An 18832-nucleotide genomic window follows, 5' to 3' on the forward strand; every position below is an offset into this window, starting at 1 on the left:
TGATCTAACACTTTCCAGTTATTAATACCCCCCCCCTTTGCGATATGATTGGGGTCAAAGATATCAATTTATAGGCATAAATACAGAGGGTAAGACACTGTGATTAGAGTCGCAATAAACGGTTTCGGGCGCATCGGGCGTAACTTTGCACGTTGTTGGGTGGGCAGAGAAAATAGCAATCTCGACCTTATTGCTATTAATGACACATCAGATCCTAGAACCAATGCTCACCTCCTAAAGTATGATTCAATGCTTGGGAAGTTACAGAATGCTGACATTACGGCCGATGATAATTCAATCATCGTTAACGGTAAAACCATTAAATGCGTATCCGATCGCAACCCAGAAAACTTGCCCTGGAAAGAGTGGGAAATTGATCTGGTGATCGAAGCAACAGGCGTATTTACTAGCAAGGACGGGGCACTTAAGCATGTGAATGCAGGTGCCAAAAAGGTTTTAATCACTGCCCCTGGTAAAAACGAGGATGGCACGTTTGTAATGGGCGTTAACCATCACGATTATGACCACAACAAGCACAACATCATCAGTAACGCTAGCTGCACTACCAACTGCTTGGCTCCCATCGCCAAAGTCTTGAATGATAAATTCGGGATCATTAAAGGCACAATGACCACCACCCATAGCTATACTGGTGACCAGCGGTTATTAGACGCTTCTCACCGGGATTTGCGACGGGCAAGGGCAGCAGCCATCAACATTGTTCCCACCTCCACCGGTGCGGCAAAAGCAGTAGCGCTGGTAATTCCAGATCTTAAAGGCAAGCTGAATGGTGTTGCTTTACGGGTACCTACCCCGAACGTCTCAATGGTAGATTTCGTAGTTCAGGTTGAGAAGCGTACTATTACTGAAGAAGTGAACCAAGCTCTCAAAGATGCGTCTGAAGGCCCACTCAAAGGAATTTTGGATTACAGCGAACTACAACTAGTCTCGTCTGATTATCAAGGTACCGACGCTTCCTCAATTGTGGATTCCAGTTTGACTTTGGTTATGGGCAATGACCTAGTAAAAGTTATGGCATGGTACGACAACGAGTGGGGTTACAGCCAACGAGTTTTAGACTTGGCAGAACTAGTAGCCGAGAAGTGGGCTTAATTATTTTCATTAGCCCTTCTCTACGAGACGCTACCGCGGTAAACTCAGCTATGCCGTAGGCTTTACGGCTGCGCTTCCTTCGGTTTACGCTCAGGACAAGCAGGGTAAATCATTAGTTATTGGTCATTAGTGAAGAACTTCAATTGTTCACCTTTGACTGTAGGCTATTAACAAAAATGCTGAAATCCCCGATTGAGATTTAAAACTTGGTCGGGGATTTTTTTATGTTTATCTTGTAGAAGTACTTGTGAACTGGCTGTAATCGTGCCGACTATAGCTGCACCGTTACCTAGTTTTTGGACTAAAGTATTTGCTGGTTTTTCTGGTAAGCACAGAACTAATTCAAAGTCTTCGCCACCGTAAAGAGCATATTCTAGCCCTTGTGCTGGTGTCACCCAGTGGCTAAAAGCCAATGGTAAGGAGATTTTTTGACTTTCGAGGATAGCACCAACACCACTGGCACGGCAAATTTGCAAAATCGCATCTGCTAAACCATCGCTACTATCCATGCCGGCGATGGGAAGATGAGGGGATGGGGAGTAAGATTCAAGAATTGGCCAGAGTGTGGGTAGGACATCTAAGCGTGGTTGTGGACGCTGATGGGCTTTGATTAAGCTTATATATTCTGCATCAGTCAAGTTTTGTTTGAGTTCGGGGTGCAAAAGTAGTTGTAAGCCAGCATGGGAGGCTCCATGAATGCCCGTAACCAGGATTGCATCCCCTACTTGAGCAGCAGCACGACGGATAATTTGATGGGGATGAACTTGACCAAATGCAGTGATGGATAAGGTCGTCACAGGCGATCGCACGACATCACCACCCACAATCGGTGTATTGTATTGTTGCAAGCATTCTGTCATTCCCTGGTATAAACGTTCTACCCAACTTACGCTTACTTCTCCAGGAAGCCCCAACCCGACAGTGATGCCTAAAGGAGAAGCCCCCATTGCCGCTAAATCTGATAAATTAGCAGCCGCAGCCCGCCAACCAGCATCTTCTGGGGATGTGGTGTCATGGCTAAAATGCACGCCATCAACCAGCACATCCGTTGTCACTACTAAAGATTGTCCTGGTGCGGTTAAAAGTACTGCTGCGTCATCCCCAATCACTTCTGGGGGACAAAAGCTTTGTAATTTGGCTAAAAGACCTTGTTCGCCGATATCTTGAACTTTAGTCATTGTCATTGTCCCCGCTCGTAGTAGGCGCTTGAGCGCCTAATTAAGCACTAAAGTGCTGACTACGAACTAAATTTTACGCTGCTTGTGGTTCAACTAAATTTTCGATGCCTTGAACTACAGTTGCCGATTCAATTTTGTCTCCTGCTTTGAGTGTGTCCAAAATTTCCTTGCCTTCAATAAGATAACCAAAAACGGCATAGCGTCCGTCTAACAGGTTGCGTCCGGCGGGGGTGAGTTCTGGTTCAAACAAAAAGAAGAAAAATTGTGAGGAACCACCATTTACTTCAGTTTCGGGGCGAGCCATTGCTAATGCACCAAAGGAAGAAAAAGGCAGAACTGGCATATCAAGATAACGACCGGCCTGTTCTAAAGTAATGCCATAAGTAGGTTCTTTGTCACCTTCCACCAAAACTTCTAAGGGAATAGCACGGTATTTGCCAGTTTTGGGGTCAATAAAACCTACTTCTTTTCCTGGTGGATCTCCGGTTTGTAGGACGTAAGATTCTTCTGAACGGGTAAATTCTAAGCCGTTATAAAAACCTCGCTGTACTAAATCCACAAAATTGCCAGCTGTGACGGGGGCACTATAACCATCTACCACAAGGGTTAGCTCACCTTTGTTGGTTTTCATAGCCACGGTGGCCCGACCTTTGAGTTGAGGGAGATTACTGTACTCAGCAGGCACTTCAAAGGGAAATTCCGTCACCATTGACTCTTCCAACTGAGTAACAATATTCAGCAGTTTGTTTCTGCCTTCGAGGATTTGTTCTTTATTTTTGGCTTTGACAGATTCTTGGAGTGAATCTACACCAGATTTTAATTCAGTAATCCAAGCTTCGGCTTGGGGTTGGCGTTCTGCGGGAACGCTTGCTAGGATTTGGGAAGGTTTATCGAGAACCCGGGATGCTTGACTGAGGTCTTTGGAAATAGCACCCCAGCGTCTATTGGCTCGCAACTGGGTGGAAATGTCTTCTAAACTGGCTTGCAGTTTCCGGACTGGTTTATTGTCTATCGGGAGTGCATACCTTAATAAAGCCTTGCCGTCAGTAATTGCATTTCCAGATGGCAGGGCGGCATTACTGGAGTGAGTCCAGCCAGCTGTATTTATGCCTAAAAATATTGTTACTAACAATATTGCCATTAGGCTGTTCTTCAGCCAAGATTTTAATATGTTAAACATGATGGGATGGCTCAAATGCAGCATCAAATTGTTCACTAGGCGTAACCCATCAACCATCTTCCCACAGTTAGGAGTGCTGAGTAAGGACATGGAGGGGGATGAGGTAGATGATTACAGTAAAAGCCCAAATTATTCCCTAGTACCCAGTCCCCTTTAACTAAGTTACTCAACGATTAATGACTAATTACAACGCTGGAAGGGTACAATAAATGCCGATTGTCTTCCCAAATTTGCAAGTTTCATGATCTCTAGTAACGACTTTCGACCCGGTGTCTCAATTGTGTTAGATGGGTCTGTATGGCGAGTGGTAGATTTCCTCCATGTTAAGCCAGGTAAAGGCTCTGCTTTTGTCCGGACAACTCTCAAAAGTGTTCAAACTGGAAAGGTTCTAGAAAAAACTTTCCGGGCTGGGGAAACAGTACCGCAAGCTACTCTAGAAAAAATCACGATGCAGCATACCTATAAAGAGGGCGAAGAGTTCGTCTTTATGGATATGGAAACCTACGAAGAAAATAGATTGAGCGTGGAGCAAATTGGCGATCGCGTGAAGTACCTCAAAGAAGGTATGGAAGTCAACGTTATTCGTTGGGGAGAGCAAGTGCTAGAAGTAGAACTGCCCAACTCGGTGGTTTTGGAAATTGTGCAAACAGATCCAGGCGTCAAAGGTGATACGGCTACAGGTGGTACTAAACCAGCCACCCTAGAAACCGGAGCTACTGTCATGGTTCCATTGTTTGTTGCTCAGGGGGAACGTATCAAAATTGATACCCGTGAGGATAAATATTTAGGCAGGGAATAAATTTAATTTCATCAGGGCAAATTCCGATTACAGTCCCTGCATCAGGGATTAAATCCCTGCCACACTTAAGATTCTTATTTACGGATAGGTCGAGGTAATAAAAACTGTGCCATTGGACTTTAATGAAATCCGCCAACTGCTGGCAACGATCGCGCAAACAGATATTGCCGAAGTAACGCTCAAAAGCGATGACTTTGAACTAACGGTACGTAAGTCGGTTAGTTTTAGCAATCAATTTTTGTCAGTTAGTCAAGCAGCTGTAAGCGGTGTAGTTGGTTCGGGATTGACATCGGTTTCCCCAACTGGAAACCCAGCAACACCAAATCAAAATATGGAGGCGGGAACGAGTCGCGTAGATAATGCCACAACTGGTTCTAGCGTGCAGATTTCAGCCAATTCCTCCTCTACAATTGACAAGAGACTAGTAGAAGTGGATTCCCCCATGGTAGGAACGTTTTATCGCGCTCCAGCACCGGGTGAGGCTGCTTTTGTCGAAGTGGGCGATCGCGTCCGTAGTGGTCAAACAGTCTGTATCATTGAAGCTATGAAGCTGATGAATGAAATCGAGGCTGAAGTATCTGGACAAGTAATGGAAATTCTTGTCCAAAATGGCGAACCAGTGGAATATGGTCAGCCTTTGATGCGAATTAACCCCGATTAGGTATTAATGTATATATCAAGTGAGTCATTGATATCACAATGAGTCATTTGTAAAATTGTCTGTTCTTGCGGGTCAATCCTGATGAAACAAGCGTTGCCTGTACCACCGGAAGTGGTGCAACAAGTAGCCGAATACTTCAGCCTTTTAAGTGAACCGATGCGCCTCCGGCTGCTGCACTTACTACGGGATGAAGAAAAATGCGTGCAAGAATTGGTAGAGGCAACACAGACTTCTCAGGCTAATGTGTCCAAACACCTGAAAGTAATGTGGCAAGCAGGAATCCTTAGCCGCCGCAGTGAAGGGACTTGCGCTTACTATCGGGTGGAAGATGAAATGATTTTTGAATTATGTAATCGGGTGTGCGATCGCCTTGCCACAAGGCTAGAAAATCAAGCCCGCAGTTTTCGCGTGCTGAATGGCAAAAGCTAAGTCAGTTGTCAGTTATCAGTAAACAGTGCCTAGACTGATAACTGATAGCTGATAACTGTTATCTGAACTAAAGTGGATAATTTTCCTCGAAACTTTTACGAGTTAGTGGCTGTTGTAATTCCACCCCTTCACCGCCTAAAACATTCAACTGTTGACCATTGATGTCTATGTAGACTTTGGCATTGGCATTTAAGGTGGTAGCTGTGTAAACGACTTGCCCGACACGTGCAACCATTGAAGTACTACCACCACCACTGGTAAATTCTTCAGATAAATTTACGTGAACTTCATCATTTTCTGTTTTCAAACCCAATAACTTGGTTCCTTGGGGGATAGTGGTCGAATCTGTTCCTTCGGTTGGCCCTGCTAATAAAGTTTGAAAAGCTCTTTCTAACACTTGGTTGGGCTGTGTAGCAGCTATTTGAATTGGCTGGGGAACTAAATCAACAGTTGTCGCTCTTGGTCTGAGCCAATAAATATTTGCTGTTTGTTCATTACCCGGCTGGGTCGTTGATGGCTGAGGCTGTCTAATGGTTTGAGATGGGCTGGTTGGTGTCGGCGTCTGTTGTTGAGTGGTCAGCCAAGCTACTCCACCACCCACCGCCACGACTGCTGCGGAAACTGCTGCAATTACACCTGAAGAAATACGGTTTGATCCTTGTTGGTCGTTCATACTTTAAAACCTTTCTGTCTGAGGACTGAGATAGTGTTGTTCAGAGGAGCAGCCTGCTTAACGACGATATAAATGCGTGGGGAGTTTCTTAAAAATCTAGAAATGCCTTGATTTGTGAAAATTGTACTGAGTTGATCTTTTGCCTGTTTTCATACCAATTTTCAATTTTGGTTGCGACATTCGTCATCCTCTGGGTTAGACCATTTCAAACAATTTGTAATTATGCACCCATCGTCACTTTATCTCTTCTTTAATTTTAGGTTGACAATTCTACTCCGTCACCCGAATCTTAATGTAAATATAATCGTTTATTGAAATACTGAGTTTCCTAGAAGGCCTAGGGTAAGATATTTATAACTTGGCATCCTCACTATTGGTGAAATTCAATGCCGCTAGGTGTGAAGTATCTAAATTTTTATGTTGTAATCTACTCTTTTAATATATTAATCAAATTTTCAATACCAATTTCTAGCAAGGGGCAGATAGCAACTTAGCTACTACACTCTTTTTATGTTTCAAATGCAAGTTTGAGCGCTACTATGGCAGCATCATGAATTTTTCGTTTTGCCTATGGAACTTTTTGAACTTACAATAAGTATAACAGTTTAAAATTTTACAATGTAGTTTTGACTTAAAGTTAACGGTACTAATTTGCCTTTATTGCTACTCCTTTATATAAATAACCCGCAATTTTTGGTAAATTTTCACCTACAAATTCTTCTAGTTGGACATTATCAAACTGTTGCTCCACGAAGTGTCTAATATTACGATTAAAATGACAACCATCTCCAATGATTTTTTGTATTGGTGTTAATCGGTTTTGCCAAACTTGAATTTTTGGTTCATTACTCAGTCCATGTTCTAAAAAAAAGAACTGTCCACCTGGTTTCAATACTCGATATACTTCTTTTAAAGCCTGTTCAATTTTGGCAATGCTACATAAAGTAAATGTACTTACTACACTATCAAATGTATTATCTAACATTGGTAAGTTTTCGCCATTTAAAACTTGATTATCGACTGTAATAGAGGATGATTGAATCCGCTTTTCTGCTAATTTATTAGCTCCTGGATTAGAATCAATGGTGACCAGCTTTTCCAGTCCTTGAGGGTAGTAAGAAAGATTTAAACCTGTACCAAAACCAATTTCTAAGACTTCCCCTTTGACTTGTGCCAAAATTTCTTTTCTATATTTGGCAATATTTGGGTCAGATAGAGACCAATCAAGCAGATATGGCAATATTTTTTGTGAATAAAATCCCATATGCTATTTCCATGTAACTTTATTGGCAAACTTGTAAATATTTATCTTACTCATGGACTTATTTCAGTGTTTATTATATGTCTATTGTGTTACCTGCGGTATTTATGATTTTATACACATATCTCCAATTTTTTCACTATTCGGCAGAACCGCTCATTTCATGAGTCATTGTGATGACGAACTTGCGGATAGCCAAGTAAACACGGCAAATTAAATCATGTATGGAGCGTAGCCGTACCCCAGGGCGTTAAAAAATTAGCCTGATCAAATTGCGGAAAAGACAACCCGAAAACCGCATATCCTCAGTCCACCATCTGATTCATTCCAACTCCGGCTAGCACTACGACAAAGTTCTGCACTAAAATTCCAAGAACCGCCACGTAATACCCGGCGATAAATATCACCTTCGACTTCCCAAGCGGTTCCATCTGCGGGTGCGTCATGATAATTATTGTGCCAAGCATCAGCACACCATTCCCACACTAACCCATGCATATCATATAATCCGAAAGCGTTGGCTACCTGAAAACTGCCGACATCGGTTGTTTCTTTACGGAATTTGCTTTTTGCTTCCCCACTATTAGTATCGCTACTACAGTTGACTAAATCAGAGGTAACCGTTTCACCAAAGTGAAACGATGTCGTAGTTCCCGCACGACATGCATATTCCCATTCGGCTTCGCTGGGTAAACGATATTCGCGTCCAGTTTTTTCTGATAGTCTGGCACAAAATTCTACAGCTTCATACCAAGATACATTTTCTACTGGTCGATTTAGACCTTTGAATTTAGAAGGGTAGGGATTTAAAGCTTGTTTGACTTTGGGTAAAGCTGCTACGGCTTTCCATTGTGCTTGAGTTATAGGAAATTTACCCATAAAAAATGGATTGAGGGTGACTTTGTGTTGAGGACGTTCGTCAGCATCTCCTTCAAACTCTGGCGAACCCATCATAAAAGTATCACCGGGAATCGATACCATCTCTAATGTAATTGACTTATTGAGAGCTTCTGCAAAGAATTTGGACTTGAGGCGATCGCGGTTAACTTCTCTTCCGGCTGTATCTACTGTGACTACTTCAAATTCATAGGTTTCTAAAGCAGGTAAGGGAGGTGTAATTTTTTTGGTTAATAGCGGTAATCGGATTAATGTGGGATGAGAACTTACCTCAATTTTTGGTTCAATAACAGACTGTTTTGTAGCTTTTAAGTCATTGATAACTTCTGTAGCTGATTGATATCTTTCACTAGGTAGATGTTTGACTAATTTATTTAATATTTTACTTAAATCTTCACTGATAACAATTCCTTTTTTTTGTAAATATTCTCGCCATAACCAATGAGCATTCATGGCATCATAAAGAGGATCATTAATCTGTCCATAAGTATCTTGTAAAGGCAAACATTGAGTTAACAGCCGCACGCAAGTTACGCCCAAGGCATATAAATCACTAGCATGACAAGGAAAGCCAGCCATTTGTTCAGATGGAGCATAACCAATGGTATAAATGACCGTAGCTTGTCTAGCTAAACTAGTTTGTGTTACTTGTTTAGCACCACCAAAGTCAATTAATACTGGTTTACCATCACTTTGTCGCCGGATGATATTTTCTGGTTTAATATCTCGATGAATTACATTAGAAGCATGAATAAATTCAAGAACAGGTAATAAATCAGTTAACAGTTGACTAATTTGCTGTTCATTAAAGGGTTTTTGTTGAACTTCTGTTAATAATGTTTGTCCTTCAATAAATTCTTGGACAAGATATAAGCTAGAAGCTTGTTCAAAGTAAGCTAATAATCGGGGAATTTGGGTATGGTTTTCTCCTAGTTCATACAGTCGAAATGCTTCTTCTTTGAAGAATTCTGCTGCTTTGTTGCGTTGTGCTGTTCCTTGGACTTGCGGAAAAAATTGTTTGATAACGCAAGGAGCGTTAAGCCTATCCGCATCTTCTGTGGCGTAAGTTCTGCTAAATCCACCTTCTCCTAATAGGCTCAATACGCGATAGCGATTTCTCAAAAATTTGCCAAAGTTACTTTGTCCGCAACTCATGCAAAATTTGTTGCCTTCAGGGTTGAATGGATTTGAGCAATTGGGATTTTGGCAGATTTGCATAATGAGGGGGAAATAGCATCTTTTCCAAAGTCAGCCCCAATACTATCTATCAAATTGAAAATATATATCTAGACCAGTAAATATGCACAAAGATACACCTGCATATATACTTATAATAGATAATATAAATGCAGTCATTTGATTTATTGATGTCTTGCTGTTGGGTACTTTTAAATATAAGTATATATAAGAATTATATACGAATCTATATATTTTCCTTACAGACAAAATAATAGGGCAAACTCATTGAGTTTGTCAAGGGTATGCTCATAGTACTAGTAATTGCACACAATAAATAACAGTTACTTTTTCTCACCAAAAGCCCGAATTAATTCAGCGATAACAGCAAAAATTGCCGACACTGAAATCAAAAGAATACTCAGAGCATTAATGTCAGGCTTGACTCCTGTCCTAATGCGACTAAAAATTTCCATTGGCAATGTGTTTGAACCGCTACCTGCTGTGAAACTGGCGATGAGAAAATCATCTAAACTGAGGACAAAAGCTAGCAAACAACCAGCGATAATTCCAGGCATTAACTGAGGTAGTAATACTTTAATAAATGCTTGGATGGGTGTAGCGCCTAAATCTAGTGCTGCTTCTTCTAAGTGGGGGTCTAAGTTAGTCAGGCGTGAAGACACCACAAGTCCAATATAAGCAAGGCAAAATACTATATGTGCCGCGATAATTGTCCATAAACTTAGGGGAATGGCGAAGGCTGCGAGAAACACTAGTGTAGCCACTGCGATCGCAATATCGGGAATAATCAATGGTAGGTAAGAAATACCCCGATATAATTTTTTACCAGGGAACTGATAACGTGCTAGTCCTACTGCCATTAAGGTTCCTAGCACTGAGGAAATACCTACTGCACAACTAGCAACTATTAAACTATTTTTCAAAGCTGATAAAACCCGCTCATCGCTGAACAACTGACGATACCAATTAAGGGTAAATCCTTGCCAAGTGGCACTGTAGGGCGATTGATTGAAGCTATAAAAACCTAGTACTAGTATAGGCAGGTACATAAATATAAATATAATTACTGAGAAAACCGCCTGCCAAGGGACACGCGGTTTTTTGGGGGTAGGAGCAATATTCATCGTTGATGTGATGTTGAATATTCAGTTATTTTGTATTACAAGTATTTTATTTTACATAACATTTAACGTCAATGCCATTCTGGAAGTAAGAAAGATAGAGTTTCTAAGTCTATCTTGAGAAAGAAATTTCACAATTATATCTAATTTTCATAAGTATTAGAGTAACAGTAGGAAAGCAGCCGCAAACATAAAAGCATAATGAAGCAAATTTTCACTTTCAGAAATTATTTATTGCTACAAAATTACCATATCTACTCAATATAATTGCTAAAACTCGATAAATTTAAATATTCGCAATTAATTTCTTATAAAAGATAAACCCTATTCTATGTCTTGGGAAGAGGTACAATTCCCTACTAAGGTAGACAAAAACTCTACAATTCAAGGCTTAAAATTTGTAAAGTACCTATGCATAATTGTTAGTGCTTTAAAATGAGTTTTTTGGCTAAATTAAGTCATTCGTAAGCACTACTGACATAACAAACAGATACTTAATTCAGGTATTATTTTTTAGGAGGTTTGTAATGCGAATTGCTCAGATTGCCCCCTTAGCCGAGAGAGTACCCCCTACAGCATATGGGGGCATAGAGTTGGTAGTGGGGTTGCTAACCGACGAATTAGTAAAACGTGGGCATGAAGTAACTTTATTTGCATCGGGCGATTCTATCAGTCTGGCAAAGCTAGTATCTGTTCATCCCCGTGCTTTACGACTCGATCCTGATGTTAAGGAACATACTATTTATGAAATGTTGCAATTGGGTTTAGTATATGAACGCGCAGAAGAGTTTGATATTATTCATTCCCATGTATGCTGTTCGGCACTACCTTATGCAAATCTTGTAAAAACTCCTACAGTTCATACCTTACACGGTATTTTTACACCTGATAACGAAAAGATGTTTCAATATGCGAAACATCAACCTTTTGTGAGTATTTCCAATGCCCAGAGAGAAATGAGGCTAGGATTAAACTATGCAGCCACGGTTTACAACGGAATCGATGTTAGTAGTTATAAGTTTTATTCCCAACCTGATAATCCACCTTACTTGGCCTTTTTAGGCAGGATATCACCTGAGAAGGGGACTCATCTAGCGATCGCCATTGCTAAACGTACTGGTTGGCATTTGAAAATCGCAGGTAAAGTAGATGTGGTGGATCAAGAATATTATGAACAGGAAATCCAACCACACATTGATGGTAAGCAAATTGAGTATTTAGGTGAAGCTAATCATCAACAAAAAAATGTGTTAATGGGAGGTGCTGTAGCCACTTTGTTCCCTATTACCTGGCGAGAACCTTTTGGGTTAGTTATGGTTGAATCAATGGCAGCAGGTACGCCCGTTATTGCTATGAAATTAGGATCTACAGTAGAAGTTATTTCTCATGGTAAAACGGGATTTCTCTGCGAGAACGTAGAAGATTTTATTACTGTCATTGACAAAGTAGCAGATATAGACCGCAATGAATGTCGGCAACATGTAGAAAAGCATTTTAGTCTGCAAAATATGGTCGATGGTTATGAGGCAGCATATCAACAAATTATTGCAGAGCGGTTTACTAAAAACGGTTATGTTCCCAGTGTTGCTGGTGTAGGGTATTAGACTGATTTACAGTGTTTATCACTTGGACCAAGGGCTAGAGTCTAGAGCGATATACCCTCATCCATATGAAATGTGCTATGGGTGGCTCATTTGACTTAAGTTAGAGGAAATTGATAATGGGTAATTAACACAGCCCATTACCAATTACCAGCCAACCGAAATTACTGAAATTTGGCTCTAATTGTCTCTATTCTTTGACGATTAACACCCAAGTCACTCTGACCTAAGCGGGAAGCTGAACGCACATGAATGACATTAGCTTGAGGATCTAAATAAAACTCTACATCATCGACAAATCCCATTAAAGCACTCTTAAATTCTGCATATATATAATCTTCTGTTTCCGTAATTATTTTAGTTCTAGGTAAAGATTGAATGATATTTTTGAGATTAGCGATCGCCTGTTGAGGATTAGTGGTAAAAGTCAACGGGGCAATTTGATGTTGTGCATCTGTACTCTGACTAGAAACACAGTTAGGTGAATTGGGACAAGGTGCTAATTTGCCATTGTTCACACCCAAAGTATTCGGTCGTTTACCTGAAAAAATCATAATATAAGGGGCTAGGGTAGGGGCTAGAGGTGGATATACTTTACTGTAAAGCCTTGTCGTTGTTGCGGCTTCCAGCAAATGATGGATTTATTTAAAACATTGGGGATGCGATCGCTTTATGATGCGGTAAGTATCGTCTAGGCGAAGACAAATTATGACGCCAACTATTTCAATTAACGATAGTCAGCGCTTACAACTCAAACCTTTAGACATCCCATCCCGTCTATTATTGGGCCCCGGGCCATCCAATGCCCATCCCGCAGTTCTCCAGGCCATGAGTACTTCACCTGTGGGGCATCTTGACCCAGCTTTTCTAGAACTAATGGATGAGATTCAATCTCTGTTACGCTATGTTTGGCAAACAGAAAATCCTCTTACCATCGCGGTTAGTGGTACAGGTTCAGCAGCAATGGAAGCCACCATCGCCAATGTCACAGAACCCGGTGATGTGGTTTTAATTGGTGTCGCTGGTTATTTTGGCAATCGCCTGGTAGATATGGCTGGGCGATATGGTGCAGATGTGCGAACCATTACTAAACCCTGGGGACAAGTTTTCAGTTTAGATGAACTCAAAGCGGCTATAGAAACCCATCGTCCGGCGATTTTGGCTTTGGTTCATGCCGAAACCTCTACAGGCGCGCGTCAGCCCTTGGAAGGAGTGGCTGAGATTTGCCGGGAATTTGGTACTTTACTACTTGTAGACACCGTTACAAGTTTAGGTGGTGTTCCTATATTTTTGGATGATTGGGGAGTTGACTTAGCCTATAGTTGTAGCCAAAAAGGATTGGGTTGTTCTCCTGGGGCTTCGCCTTTTACCATGAGTGCTAGGGCAATGGAAAAATTGCAGCAGCGCCAGACAAAGGTGGCAAATTGGTATTTAGATATGTCGTTATTGGGTAAGTATTGGGGTAGTGAACGCACCTATCACCATACCGCACCAGTTAACCTTTACTATGGGTTGCGAGAAGCCCTGCGTTTAGTTGCTGAGGAAGGCTTAATCAATTGCTGGCAGCGTCATCAAAAGAATGTTGAGTATCTTTGGGAAGGACTGGAAGACTTAGGATTAAGTATGCACGTTGAGCGAGAATATCGACTGCCCACCCTAACTACTGTCTGCATTCCAGAGGGTGTAGATGGTAAAGCGATCGCTCGGCAGTTACTCGATGAATATAACATTGAAGTTGGCGGTGGTCTGGGCGAATTAGCTGGTCGAGTCTGGCGTGTCGGACTGATGGGTTTTAATAGTCGACCAGAAAGTGTTGACCAACTTTTAACCGCCCTACGTCAGGTTTTAGGTAAGTAGGGGACTGGGAAGAAGAGGCAGGGGGGCAGGGTGCAGGGGGAAAGACTTTCGATAAGTACCAAAATCTTTGTTTTTCATCTCTCCCCCATCTCCCCCATTTCCCTTGTTTAAAATCTATAACTCAAAAGCTGAATTACACTACTTTCTGGCAAATTTCCTGAGGTAATGTTCACAGTATCAGTATTACTACGACGTACTGTTATCCCTTGCATCAAATTGAGAAATTCATCTACAGGAGCAATATCACAACTAGCAGCATCAGCAGCCTGAGTGCGGTAATGAGTGGGAATGATCAACTTAGGATTTAACACCTCAGTCGCCTGCTTGGCTTCTTGAGCGTTGTAAGCTTTATCACTGCCGCCTACAGGAATTAACGCCAAATCAGGTCGTCCCATCAAAATTCTTTGCTCAGTGGAAATGGGTGCAGCGGCTCCGCCTAGGTGTAAAACATTAATCCCACCTTGCTGCCATTTCCAAGCAGTATTTATACCAAACCGCCTACCACCCAAGCGATCGTGGTCTATAGCAATTCCCTGTAACTTAATGCCTTGGAACTCGTAAACACCTGGTGCATATACTAACTTGGGAGTTCCCGGTAGACCGTCTACAGAACCTTCATCTAGCAATTGACTACTAATCAATATTAAATCTGCTGAGACTTTGGGCGGACGATAACCAGCGGTACAACCAACTGTCTGAAATGGATTAACCAGAATTCTCGCACCGCCACCAGTAAAGAGAAAGCAAGTATGACCCAACCACTGAACTGATAAACTGCTAGATTGTGCGTCAGCCTTCTGGTGGGAACCCAAACTAGTCACCAGAGTTGTGACTAACCCCGCCCCAGCATAGCCCATCAACTGTCGTCGTTTCATTAATTACTCTCTCGACTGTAACTGTTCCAAAAAGTTTCGCAGTAACTGCTTGCCTGAAGATGTGAGGACACTCTCTGGATGAAATTGGACGCCTTGAATGTGAGGATAGTTCCGGTGTCGCACCCCCATAATTGTGCCATCTTCTACCCAGGCAGTAATTTCTAAGTCTTCAGGACAGGTTTCACGTTCAATGACTAAACTATGATACCTAGTGGCAACCAGAGGATTTTCTAATCCCTGGAAAACACCTACTCCAGTGTGACATACCTGCGACGTTTTACCATGCATTAACTCTGGAGCAGAGGTAATTTTACCACCAAATACTTGACCAATGCTTTGATGTCCCAAGCATACACCCAAAATTGGTAAGTTATGACCTAGCTGTTTAATCACATCCAAGGATATACCGGCATCTTCTGGACGACCAGGCCCAGGGGAAATCACCACAACCTCCGGGTTTAAGGCACGAATTTCATCTACTGATATCTTGTCATTGCGAAAAACTTTAATATCCGATGCTACAGGAAATTCTGCTTCTAGTTCTCCCAGATACTGCACCAAATTATATGTAAAACTGTCGTAATTATCGATAACTATAATCACTGCCTATAGCTCCTGGTTGGATCGCTCGTATCATCTTTAATTATCACCAGTAGCGAACTGCTTTGGAAGTTATCGTGATTAATAAATCAATATTGTACAGAGTTAAATTATGCCCTGCCTGGGCTGAACATCAAAATGACATTTTGAAATATATATCAGCCAGCAAAATCTGATCAGACAGGGTGAAATCAGTAAGCACACTTAGAAATTTGACATGATTAAAATTACCAGGGGCGGCAGCAAAAGTGTTCCAGCCACTAATACGGCCACTAAAGCAGAAATTAATACAGCACCCGCCGCACAATCTTTAGCGATTTTTGCTAATTCATGGTAAGTCTGTTTTACTGTCAAGTCTACTAGAGACTCAACCGCTGTATTCAGTAATTCTAATGCCAAAACTAAACCACTAGTTATACCAATAACGGCAATTTCTACTGCTGACAGATGCAAGAAAATGCTTAAGGCGATCGCCAAGGCGCAAACACTTAGATGAATGCGAAAATTCCGCTGAGTGTGAAAACCATAACTGATTCCCGCCCAGGCATATTTAAAGCTGATAAATAAATTAGATGCCACTTGCCAGGATAGTTCCCGTTCCTTAGTTATCAATGATGGTAAGCAGTTTGGTGTAGTTGGAGGAGAAACTTGTTGGGACATAAGCTTGACAATGAAACTATGGGGTAATTACAGAGAAATTTCACAGATTTTTAATGATGTAATTAACTTTAAGCTAATTTTCTACAGAAGTATTATAAACACTTACAGACATCAAGAATATTTAATATTCTATGTCAATAGTAATACCAATCGCCTTCAGTAATTCTACTTGCTGCTTGAGCATCTTCATTAACTCCTCTTCATCTGGATGATCCCAACCCAATAAATGCAATAAGCCGTGAGCCGCTAACCAAGCTAATTCCGTAGGTAAACTATGCCCTTGCTGTTGAGCTTGACGTTGGGCCGTGTTTACCGAAATGATAATATCACCTAGATACAAAGGCGCAGCCAGCATTTCCGGACTTTGAGGACAATCTACCTCTAATGCCGCAAAAGCTAAAACGTCTGTCGGTTTATTTTGATGACGATATTGAGTGTTCAGTGCTTGAATTTCTGTGTCGTCTGTCAAACGCATTCCTATTTCATAACTTGGGGCTGGAGGCAGATGAGGCTGTAGATTTTCCATCCAGCAACTAAACCAGTCTTCCCAAGTTTGAGTGGCAACTTGACTATCTTTATGCCCCAAATTTATTGATTCTCTGGGGAATGATAGGTCAAATACATCCTGTACATCTAGTTCAACTAGTACCACCGACAAACTCTCCTTACCCCTGTGAGTTGTGATTCATTGGAGAACCAATGTATAATTTATCTCCTTGGCTCCCCACTCCCTTACCTCTTGCAGTTAACGAGTTAGATAGGCAAGTCCCACCAGGACAGCTAAAAGTCCTACAGTGGTGAGGGCAAAATGTTTCATCGAAGTGCCACCTTTGCGTACCATGTTTCGCATGGCAAGTTTGACGTAGCTAGGTTTGGGTTCTGTGGAAGGTGAGTTGCTCATAATAATACAACCTCTTTTGGATACAAATGTAACAGTTTGCCTAGGCATTTATTTGCCATTTTGTCTTTTTTAAGAAATAGGTAAGGGTCACAAGATTACACATTACCCATACTTTCTTAGGCAGGAGTACTTTCTACGATCTGGTTTTCTTGTCGCAGATAAGCTTGAATGAAAGCATCAAGATCACCGTTCATCACATCCGCGATCGCAGTTGTTTCTGCATTGGTACGTAAATCTTTTACCATCTGGTAAGGATGAAATACATAGTTGCGAATTTGGTTACCCCAAGAAGCTTCCACCATATCACCGCGAATTTCGGCAATTTCTTGGGCCCGTTGCTCTCTGGCAATCACCAACAGTTTCGCTTTCAGGCGAGCCAGGGCTTTTTCTTTATTTTGCAGTTGGGAGCGTTCTTCGGTACAGCGCACAGCTAAACCACTGGGAAGATGCACAATCCGCACAGCCGTTTCTACTTTGTTGACATTTTGCCCACCTTTACCACCAGCCCTGGATGTGGTGATTTCCAAATCCTTTTCCGGGATATCCAGTTGCACAGAACTATCTAGTTGCGGCATCACTTCCACGCCTGCAAAACTAGTTTGTCGCTTGCCATTGGCATTAAAAGGCGAAATTCTCACTAAGCGATGTGTGCCTGTTTCTGACCGCAAGTAACCATAGGCATAGCGTCCAGTAATTTCCAAGGTTGCCGACTTAATTCCGGCTTCATCCCCCTCTGACTCTTCGGCTAAACTGACCTTGTAGCCGTGAGCTTCTGCCCAACGGGTATACATCCGCATCAGCATAAAAGCCCAGTCTTGGGCATCTGTACCGCCAGCACCAGCATTGATTGTTAACACTGCCCCTTCAGCGTCATAAGGGCCAGAAAGTAATTGTTGTAATTCCCATTGATCAAGTTCGCGGTTGAGTTGGCTGACCGTAGATTCCGCTTCTTGCAATAATGCTTCATCGGTTTCTAACTCTAATAGCTCAACTACAGCCTTAGTATCTTCTAGGCTAGCTCGCCACTGATCGTATTGCTGGATATGGGCTTTGAGGTCATTAAGTTCTTGCAGCGTTGTTTGTGCCTGGGTTTGGTCGTTCCAGAATTCCGGTTGGGCTGCTATTTGCTCCAGGTCTTGAATTTTGGCGGTCAGTGCAGGTATGTCAAAGATAGTCCTGGGCTTTACCCAGACGACCGGACAATATTTCGATTTCACGTTTGAGTTCTAGTGCTTCCATAGAACTGGCTAATTGCTCTTTAACTTGATTTTTCTTCTTGATTTTAGCTGTAGTTGAGCAAATTTTCTTCGACTACTGGTATGAAATTACAATAATTAGGACTACTTGAGGATAAATAGCTCGCTTTTAGACGTTCCTCTATCTCTGAAGCTAACTGTAGTCCAGTAGAGTGGGCACTGCTAACAACATCATCATTACTTCGTCTGCAAAGTCCAGGAGATCAAGCAATTTTTGGCATTTTGGCATGACAATCAAATTTATTTAGGATATGTTGTTTATCAAAGTTAAATTCAGTTATTTTTGTAGCAGTTTATCATTTATAAATTAGCTAAAATTAGCATTTTATAGTTATTTGCCAATTATAATTATCCAATTAAATCAATTTTAGCTGCGTAAATGAATTGGTAAAATTTATCAAGCACTAATATAATCAACCAACACTTCACAGAAACAATAATAATGTCCTGAGATTAAATGTTCTAGAATATAAATGAGATATTTGTAATGCATTTGCTCAAACATATATGGAAAAGTATGTTTTTCAAAGCAATTATGATGTTTACAAATATCTCTGCTATACCTGGATTAAT

At 41.5% G+C, this 18832-nt stretch carries 19 protein-coding genes; 6 read left to right on the forward strand and 13 right to left on the reverse strand.

Annotated elements, in window-relative coordinates; all coding sequences use genetic code 11:
• Positions 1–99 precede the first annotated feature (99 nt).
• Positions 100–1113 (forward strand): type I glyceraldehyde-3-phosphate dehydrogenase, encoded by a 1014-nt coding sequence (locus tag ACM0OT_RS18675; RefSeq protein ID WP_414565909.1) that lies wholly within the window; start codon positions 100–102, stop codon positions 1111–1113.
• A 167-nt stretch (positions 1114–1280) separates the two neighbouring features.
• Here ACM0OT_RS18675 and thiL read toward each other — a convergent pair whose 3' ends face one another.
• Together thiL and ACM0OT_RS18685 are read right to left on the reverse strand one after the other, a co-directional pair.
• Entirely contained in the window at positions 1281–2291 is a 1011-nt protein-coding gene (gene thiL / locus ACM0OT_RS18680) for a thiamine-phosphate kinase (RefSeq protein WP_414565910.1), read from the reverse strand.
• Between the two features lie 73 nt (positions 2292–2364).
• Complete coding sequence (locus ACM0OT_RS18685; protein WP_414565911.1) at positions 2365–3471, reverse strand: peptidylprolyl isomerase; 1107 nt, start codon at positions 3469–3471, stop codon at positions 2365–2367.
• A gap of 241 nt (positions 3472–3712) precedes the next feature.
• Here ACM0OT_RS18685 and efp point away from each other — a divergent pair, with 241 nt between their 5' ends.
• The 3 genes from efp (at position 3713) to ACM0OT_RS18700 (ending at position 5360) form a co-directional block, all read left to right on the forward strand.
• Complete coding sequence (efp, locus tag ACM0OT_RS18690) at positions 3713–4270, forward strand: elongation factor P (RefSeq protein ID WP_414541137.1); 558 nt, start codon at positions 3713–3715, stop codon at positions 4268–4270.
• Positions 4271–4376: 106 nt separating this feature from the next.
• Positions 4377–4931: an acetyl-CoA carboxylase biotin carboxyl carrier protein gene (gene accB, locus ACM0OT_RS18695; protein WP_414565912.1), complete on the forward strand. Its 555-nt coding sequence runs from the start codon at positions 4377–4379 to the stop codon at positions 4929–4931.
• Between the two features lie 81 nt (positions 4932–5012).
• A complete protein-coding gene (locus ACM0OT_RS18700; protein WP_414541135.1) occupies positions 5013–5360 on the forward strand; it encodes an ArsR/SmtB family transcription factor in 348 nt (115 codons plus the stop codon).
• 67 nt (positions 5361–5427) lie between these two features.
• On the opposite strand, the gene ACM0OT_RS18705 is transcribed toward ACM0OT_RS18700, so the two are convergent.
• The 4 genes from ACM0OT_RS18705 to ACM0OT_RS18720 all read right to left on the reverse strand — a co-directional run bounded on the left by ACM0OT_RS18705 (position 5428) and on the right by ACM0OT_RS18720 (position 10437).
• Positions 5428–6033, reverse strand: a complete 606-nt coding sequence (locus ACM0OT_RS18705; RefSeq protein WP_414565913.1) for a GerMN domain-containing protein — start codon at positions 6031–6033, stop codon at positions 5428–5430.
• A 646-nt stretch (positions 6034–6679) separates the two neighbouring features.
• Positions 6680–7297, reverse strand: coding sequence for a class I SAM-dependent methyltransferase (locus ACM0OT_RS18710; RefSeq protein WP_414565914.1), 618 nt, complete (start codon positions 7295–7297; stop codon positions 6680–6682).
• A 264-nt stretch (positions 7298–7561) separates the two neighbouring features.
• Positions 7562–9409 carry an SUMF1/EgtB/PvdO family nonheme iron enzyme gene (locus tag ACM0OT_RS18715; protein ID WP_414565915.1) on the reverse strand — a complete coding sequence of 616 codons (1848 nt, stop codon included), beginning with the start codon at positions 9407–9409 and terminating at the stop codon, positions 7562–7564.
• Positions 9410–9711: 302 nt separating this feature from the next.
• The gene (locus tag ACM0OT_RS18720; RefSeq protein WP_414565916.1) at positions 9712–10437 is read right to left on the reverse strand and encodes an ABC transporter permease; all 726 of its coding nucleotides are present in this window, start codon (positions 10435–10437) and stop codon (positions 9712–9714) included.
• Positions 10438–11036: 599 nt separating this feature from the next.
• Between ACM0OT_RS18720 and ACM0OT_RS18725 the strand changes: the two genes are divergently transcribed.
• On the forward strand, positions 11037–12113 hold the full coding sequence (locus ACM0OT_RS18725) for a glycosyltransferase family 4 protein (RefSeq protein WP_414565917.1): 1077 nt from the start codon (positions 11037–11039) through the stop codon (positions 12111–12113).
• Between the two features lie 161 nt (positions 12114–12274).
• Here the strand turns inward: ACM0OT_RS18725 and ACM0OT_RS18730 are convergent, their stop codons facing one another.
• Positions 12275–12664, reverse strand: coding sequence for a DUF1499 domain-containing protein (locus ACM0OT_RS18730; RefSeq protein ID WP_414565918.1), 390 nt, complete (start codon positions 12662–12664; stop codon positions 12275–12277).
• Positions 12665–12818: 154 nt separating this feature from the next.
• Between ACM0OT_RS18730 and ACM0OT_RS18735 the strand changes: the two genes are divergently transcribed.
• Positions 12819–13967 (forward strand): alanine--glyoxylate aminotransferase family protein, encoded by a 1149-nt coding sequence (locus ACM0OT_RS18735; protein ID WP_414565919.1) that lies wholly within the window; start codon positions 12819–12821, stop codon positions 13965–13967.
• A gap of 107 nt (positions 13968–14074) precedes the next feature.
• Here ACM0OT_RS18735 and ACM0OT_RS18740 read toward each other — a convergent pair whose 3' ends face one another.
• The 6 genes from ACM0OT_RS18740 to prfB all read right to left on the reverse strand — a co-directional run bounded on the left by ACM0OT_RS18740 (position 14075) and on the right by prfB (position 18242).
• On the reverse strand, positions 14075–14842 hold the full coding sequence (locus tag ACM0OT_RS18740; RefSeq protein WP_414565920.1) for an MBL fold metallo-hydrolase: 768 nt from the start codon (positions 14840–14842) through the stop codon (positions 14075–14077).
• 3 nt (positions 14843–14845) lie between these two features.
• Positions 14846–15445 (reverse strand): anthranilate synthase component II, encoded by a 600-nt coding sequence (locus ACM0OT_RS18745; protein ID WP_414565921.1) that lies wholly within the window; start codon positions 15443–15445, stop codon positions 14846–14848.
• 201 nt (positions 15446–15646) lie between these two features.
• Positions 15647–16102, reverse strand: coding sequence for a diacylglycerol kinase family protein (locus ACM0OT_RS18750; RefSeq protein WP_414565922.1), 456 nt, complete (start codon positions 16100–16102; stop codon positions 15647–15649).
• A gap of 121 nt (positions 16103–16223) precedes the next feature.
• Positions 16224–16754 carry an rRNA maturation RNase YbeY gene (ybeY, locus tag ACM0OT_RS18755; RefSeq protein ID WP_414565923.1) on the reverse strand — a complete coding sequence of 177 codons (531 nt, stop codon included), beginning with the start codon at positions 16752–16754 and terminating at the stop codon, positions 16224–16226.
• A 93-nt stretch (positions 16755–16847) separates the two neighbouring features.
• Positions 16848–17003 (reverse strand): DUF3285 domain-containing protein, encoded by a 156-nt coding sequence (locus tag ACM0OT_RS18760; protein WP_414541123.1) that lies wholly within the window; start codon positions 17001–17003, stop codon positions 16848–16850.
• A gap of 116 nt (positions 17004–17119) precedes the next feature.
• Positions 17120–18242, reverse strand: a protein-coding gene (prfB, locus tag ACM0OT_RS18765; RefSeq protein WP_414565924.1) for a peptide chain release factor 2 whose coding sequence is annotated in 2 segments (ribosomal slippage) — positions 17120–18169 and positions 18171–18242 — 1122 coding nt in all. Because the reading frame shifts where the segments join, the coding sequence is not laid out codon by codon here.
• Between the last annotated feature and the right edge of the window lie 590 nt (positions 18243–18832).

The sequence above is a fragment of the Anabaena sp. CCY 9613 genome (assembly GCF_963920895.1).
GTDB lineage: Bacteria > Cyanobacteriota > Cyanobacteriia > Cyanobacteriales > Nostocaceae > Cyanocohniella.

Excerpts from the sequence above, each read along its gene's own strand:
- ACM0OT_RS18720 (WP_414565916.1), bottom strand. The coding sequence starts at position 10,437 with ATGTACCTGCCTATACTAGTACTAGGTTTTTATAGCTTCAATCAATCG.
- ACM0OT_RS18710 (WP_414565914.1), bottom strand. The coding sequence starts at position 7,297 with ATGGGATTTTATTCACAAAAAATATTGCCATATCTGCTTGATTGGTCT.
- ACM0OT_RS18740 (WP_414565920.1), bottom strand. The coding sequence starts at position 14,842 with ATGAAACGACGACAGTTGATGGGCTATGCTGGGGCGGGGTTAGTCACA.
- ACM0OT_RS18700 (WP_414541135.1), top strand. The coding sequence starts at position 5,013 with ATGAAACAAGCGTTGCCTGTACCACCGGAAGTGGTGCAACAAGTAGCC.
- ACM0OT_RS18730 (WP_414565918.1), bottom strand. The coding sequence starts at position 12,664 with ATGATTTTTTCAGGTAAACGACCGAATACTTTGGGTGTGAACAATGGC.
- ACM0OT_RS18750 (WP_414565922.1), bottom strand. The coding sequence starts at position 16,102 with ATGTCCCAACAAGTTTCTCCTCCAACTACACCAAACTGCTTACCATCA.
- thiL (WP_414565910.1), bottom strand. The coding sequence starts at position 2,291 with ATGACTAAAGTTCAAGATATCGGCGAACAAGGTCTTTTAGCCAAATTA.
- ACM0OT_RS18685 (WP_414565911.1), bottom strand. The coding sequence starts at position 3,471 with ATGTTTAACATATTAAAATCTTGGCTGAAGAACAGCCTAATGGCAATA.
- ACM0OT_RS18760 (WP_414541123.1), bottom strand. The coding sequence starts at position 17,003 with ATGAGCAACTCACCTTCCACAGAACCCAAACCTAGCTACGTCAAACTT.
- efp (WP_414541137.1), top strand. The coding sequence starts at position 3,713 with ATGATCTCTAGTAACGACTTTCGACCCGGTGTCTCAATTGTGTTAGAT.
- ACM0OT_RS18735 (WP_414565919.1), top strand. The coding sequence starts at position 12,819 with ATGACGCCAACTATTTCAATTAACGATAGTCAGCGCTTACAACTCAAA.
- ACM0OT_RS18725 (WP_414565917.1), top strand. The coding sequence starts at position 11,037 with ATGCGAATTGCTCAGATTGCCCCCTTAGCCGAGAGAGTACCCCCTACA.
- ACM0OT_RS18705 (WP_414565913.1), bottom strand. The coding sequence starts at position 6,033 with ATGAACGACCAACAAGGATCAAACCGTATTTCTTCAGGTGTAATTGCA.
- ACM0OT_RS18715 (WP_414565915.1), bottom strand. The coding sequence starts at position 9,409 with ATGCAAATCTGCCAAAATCCCAATTGCTCAAATCCATTCAACCCTGAA.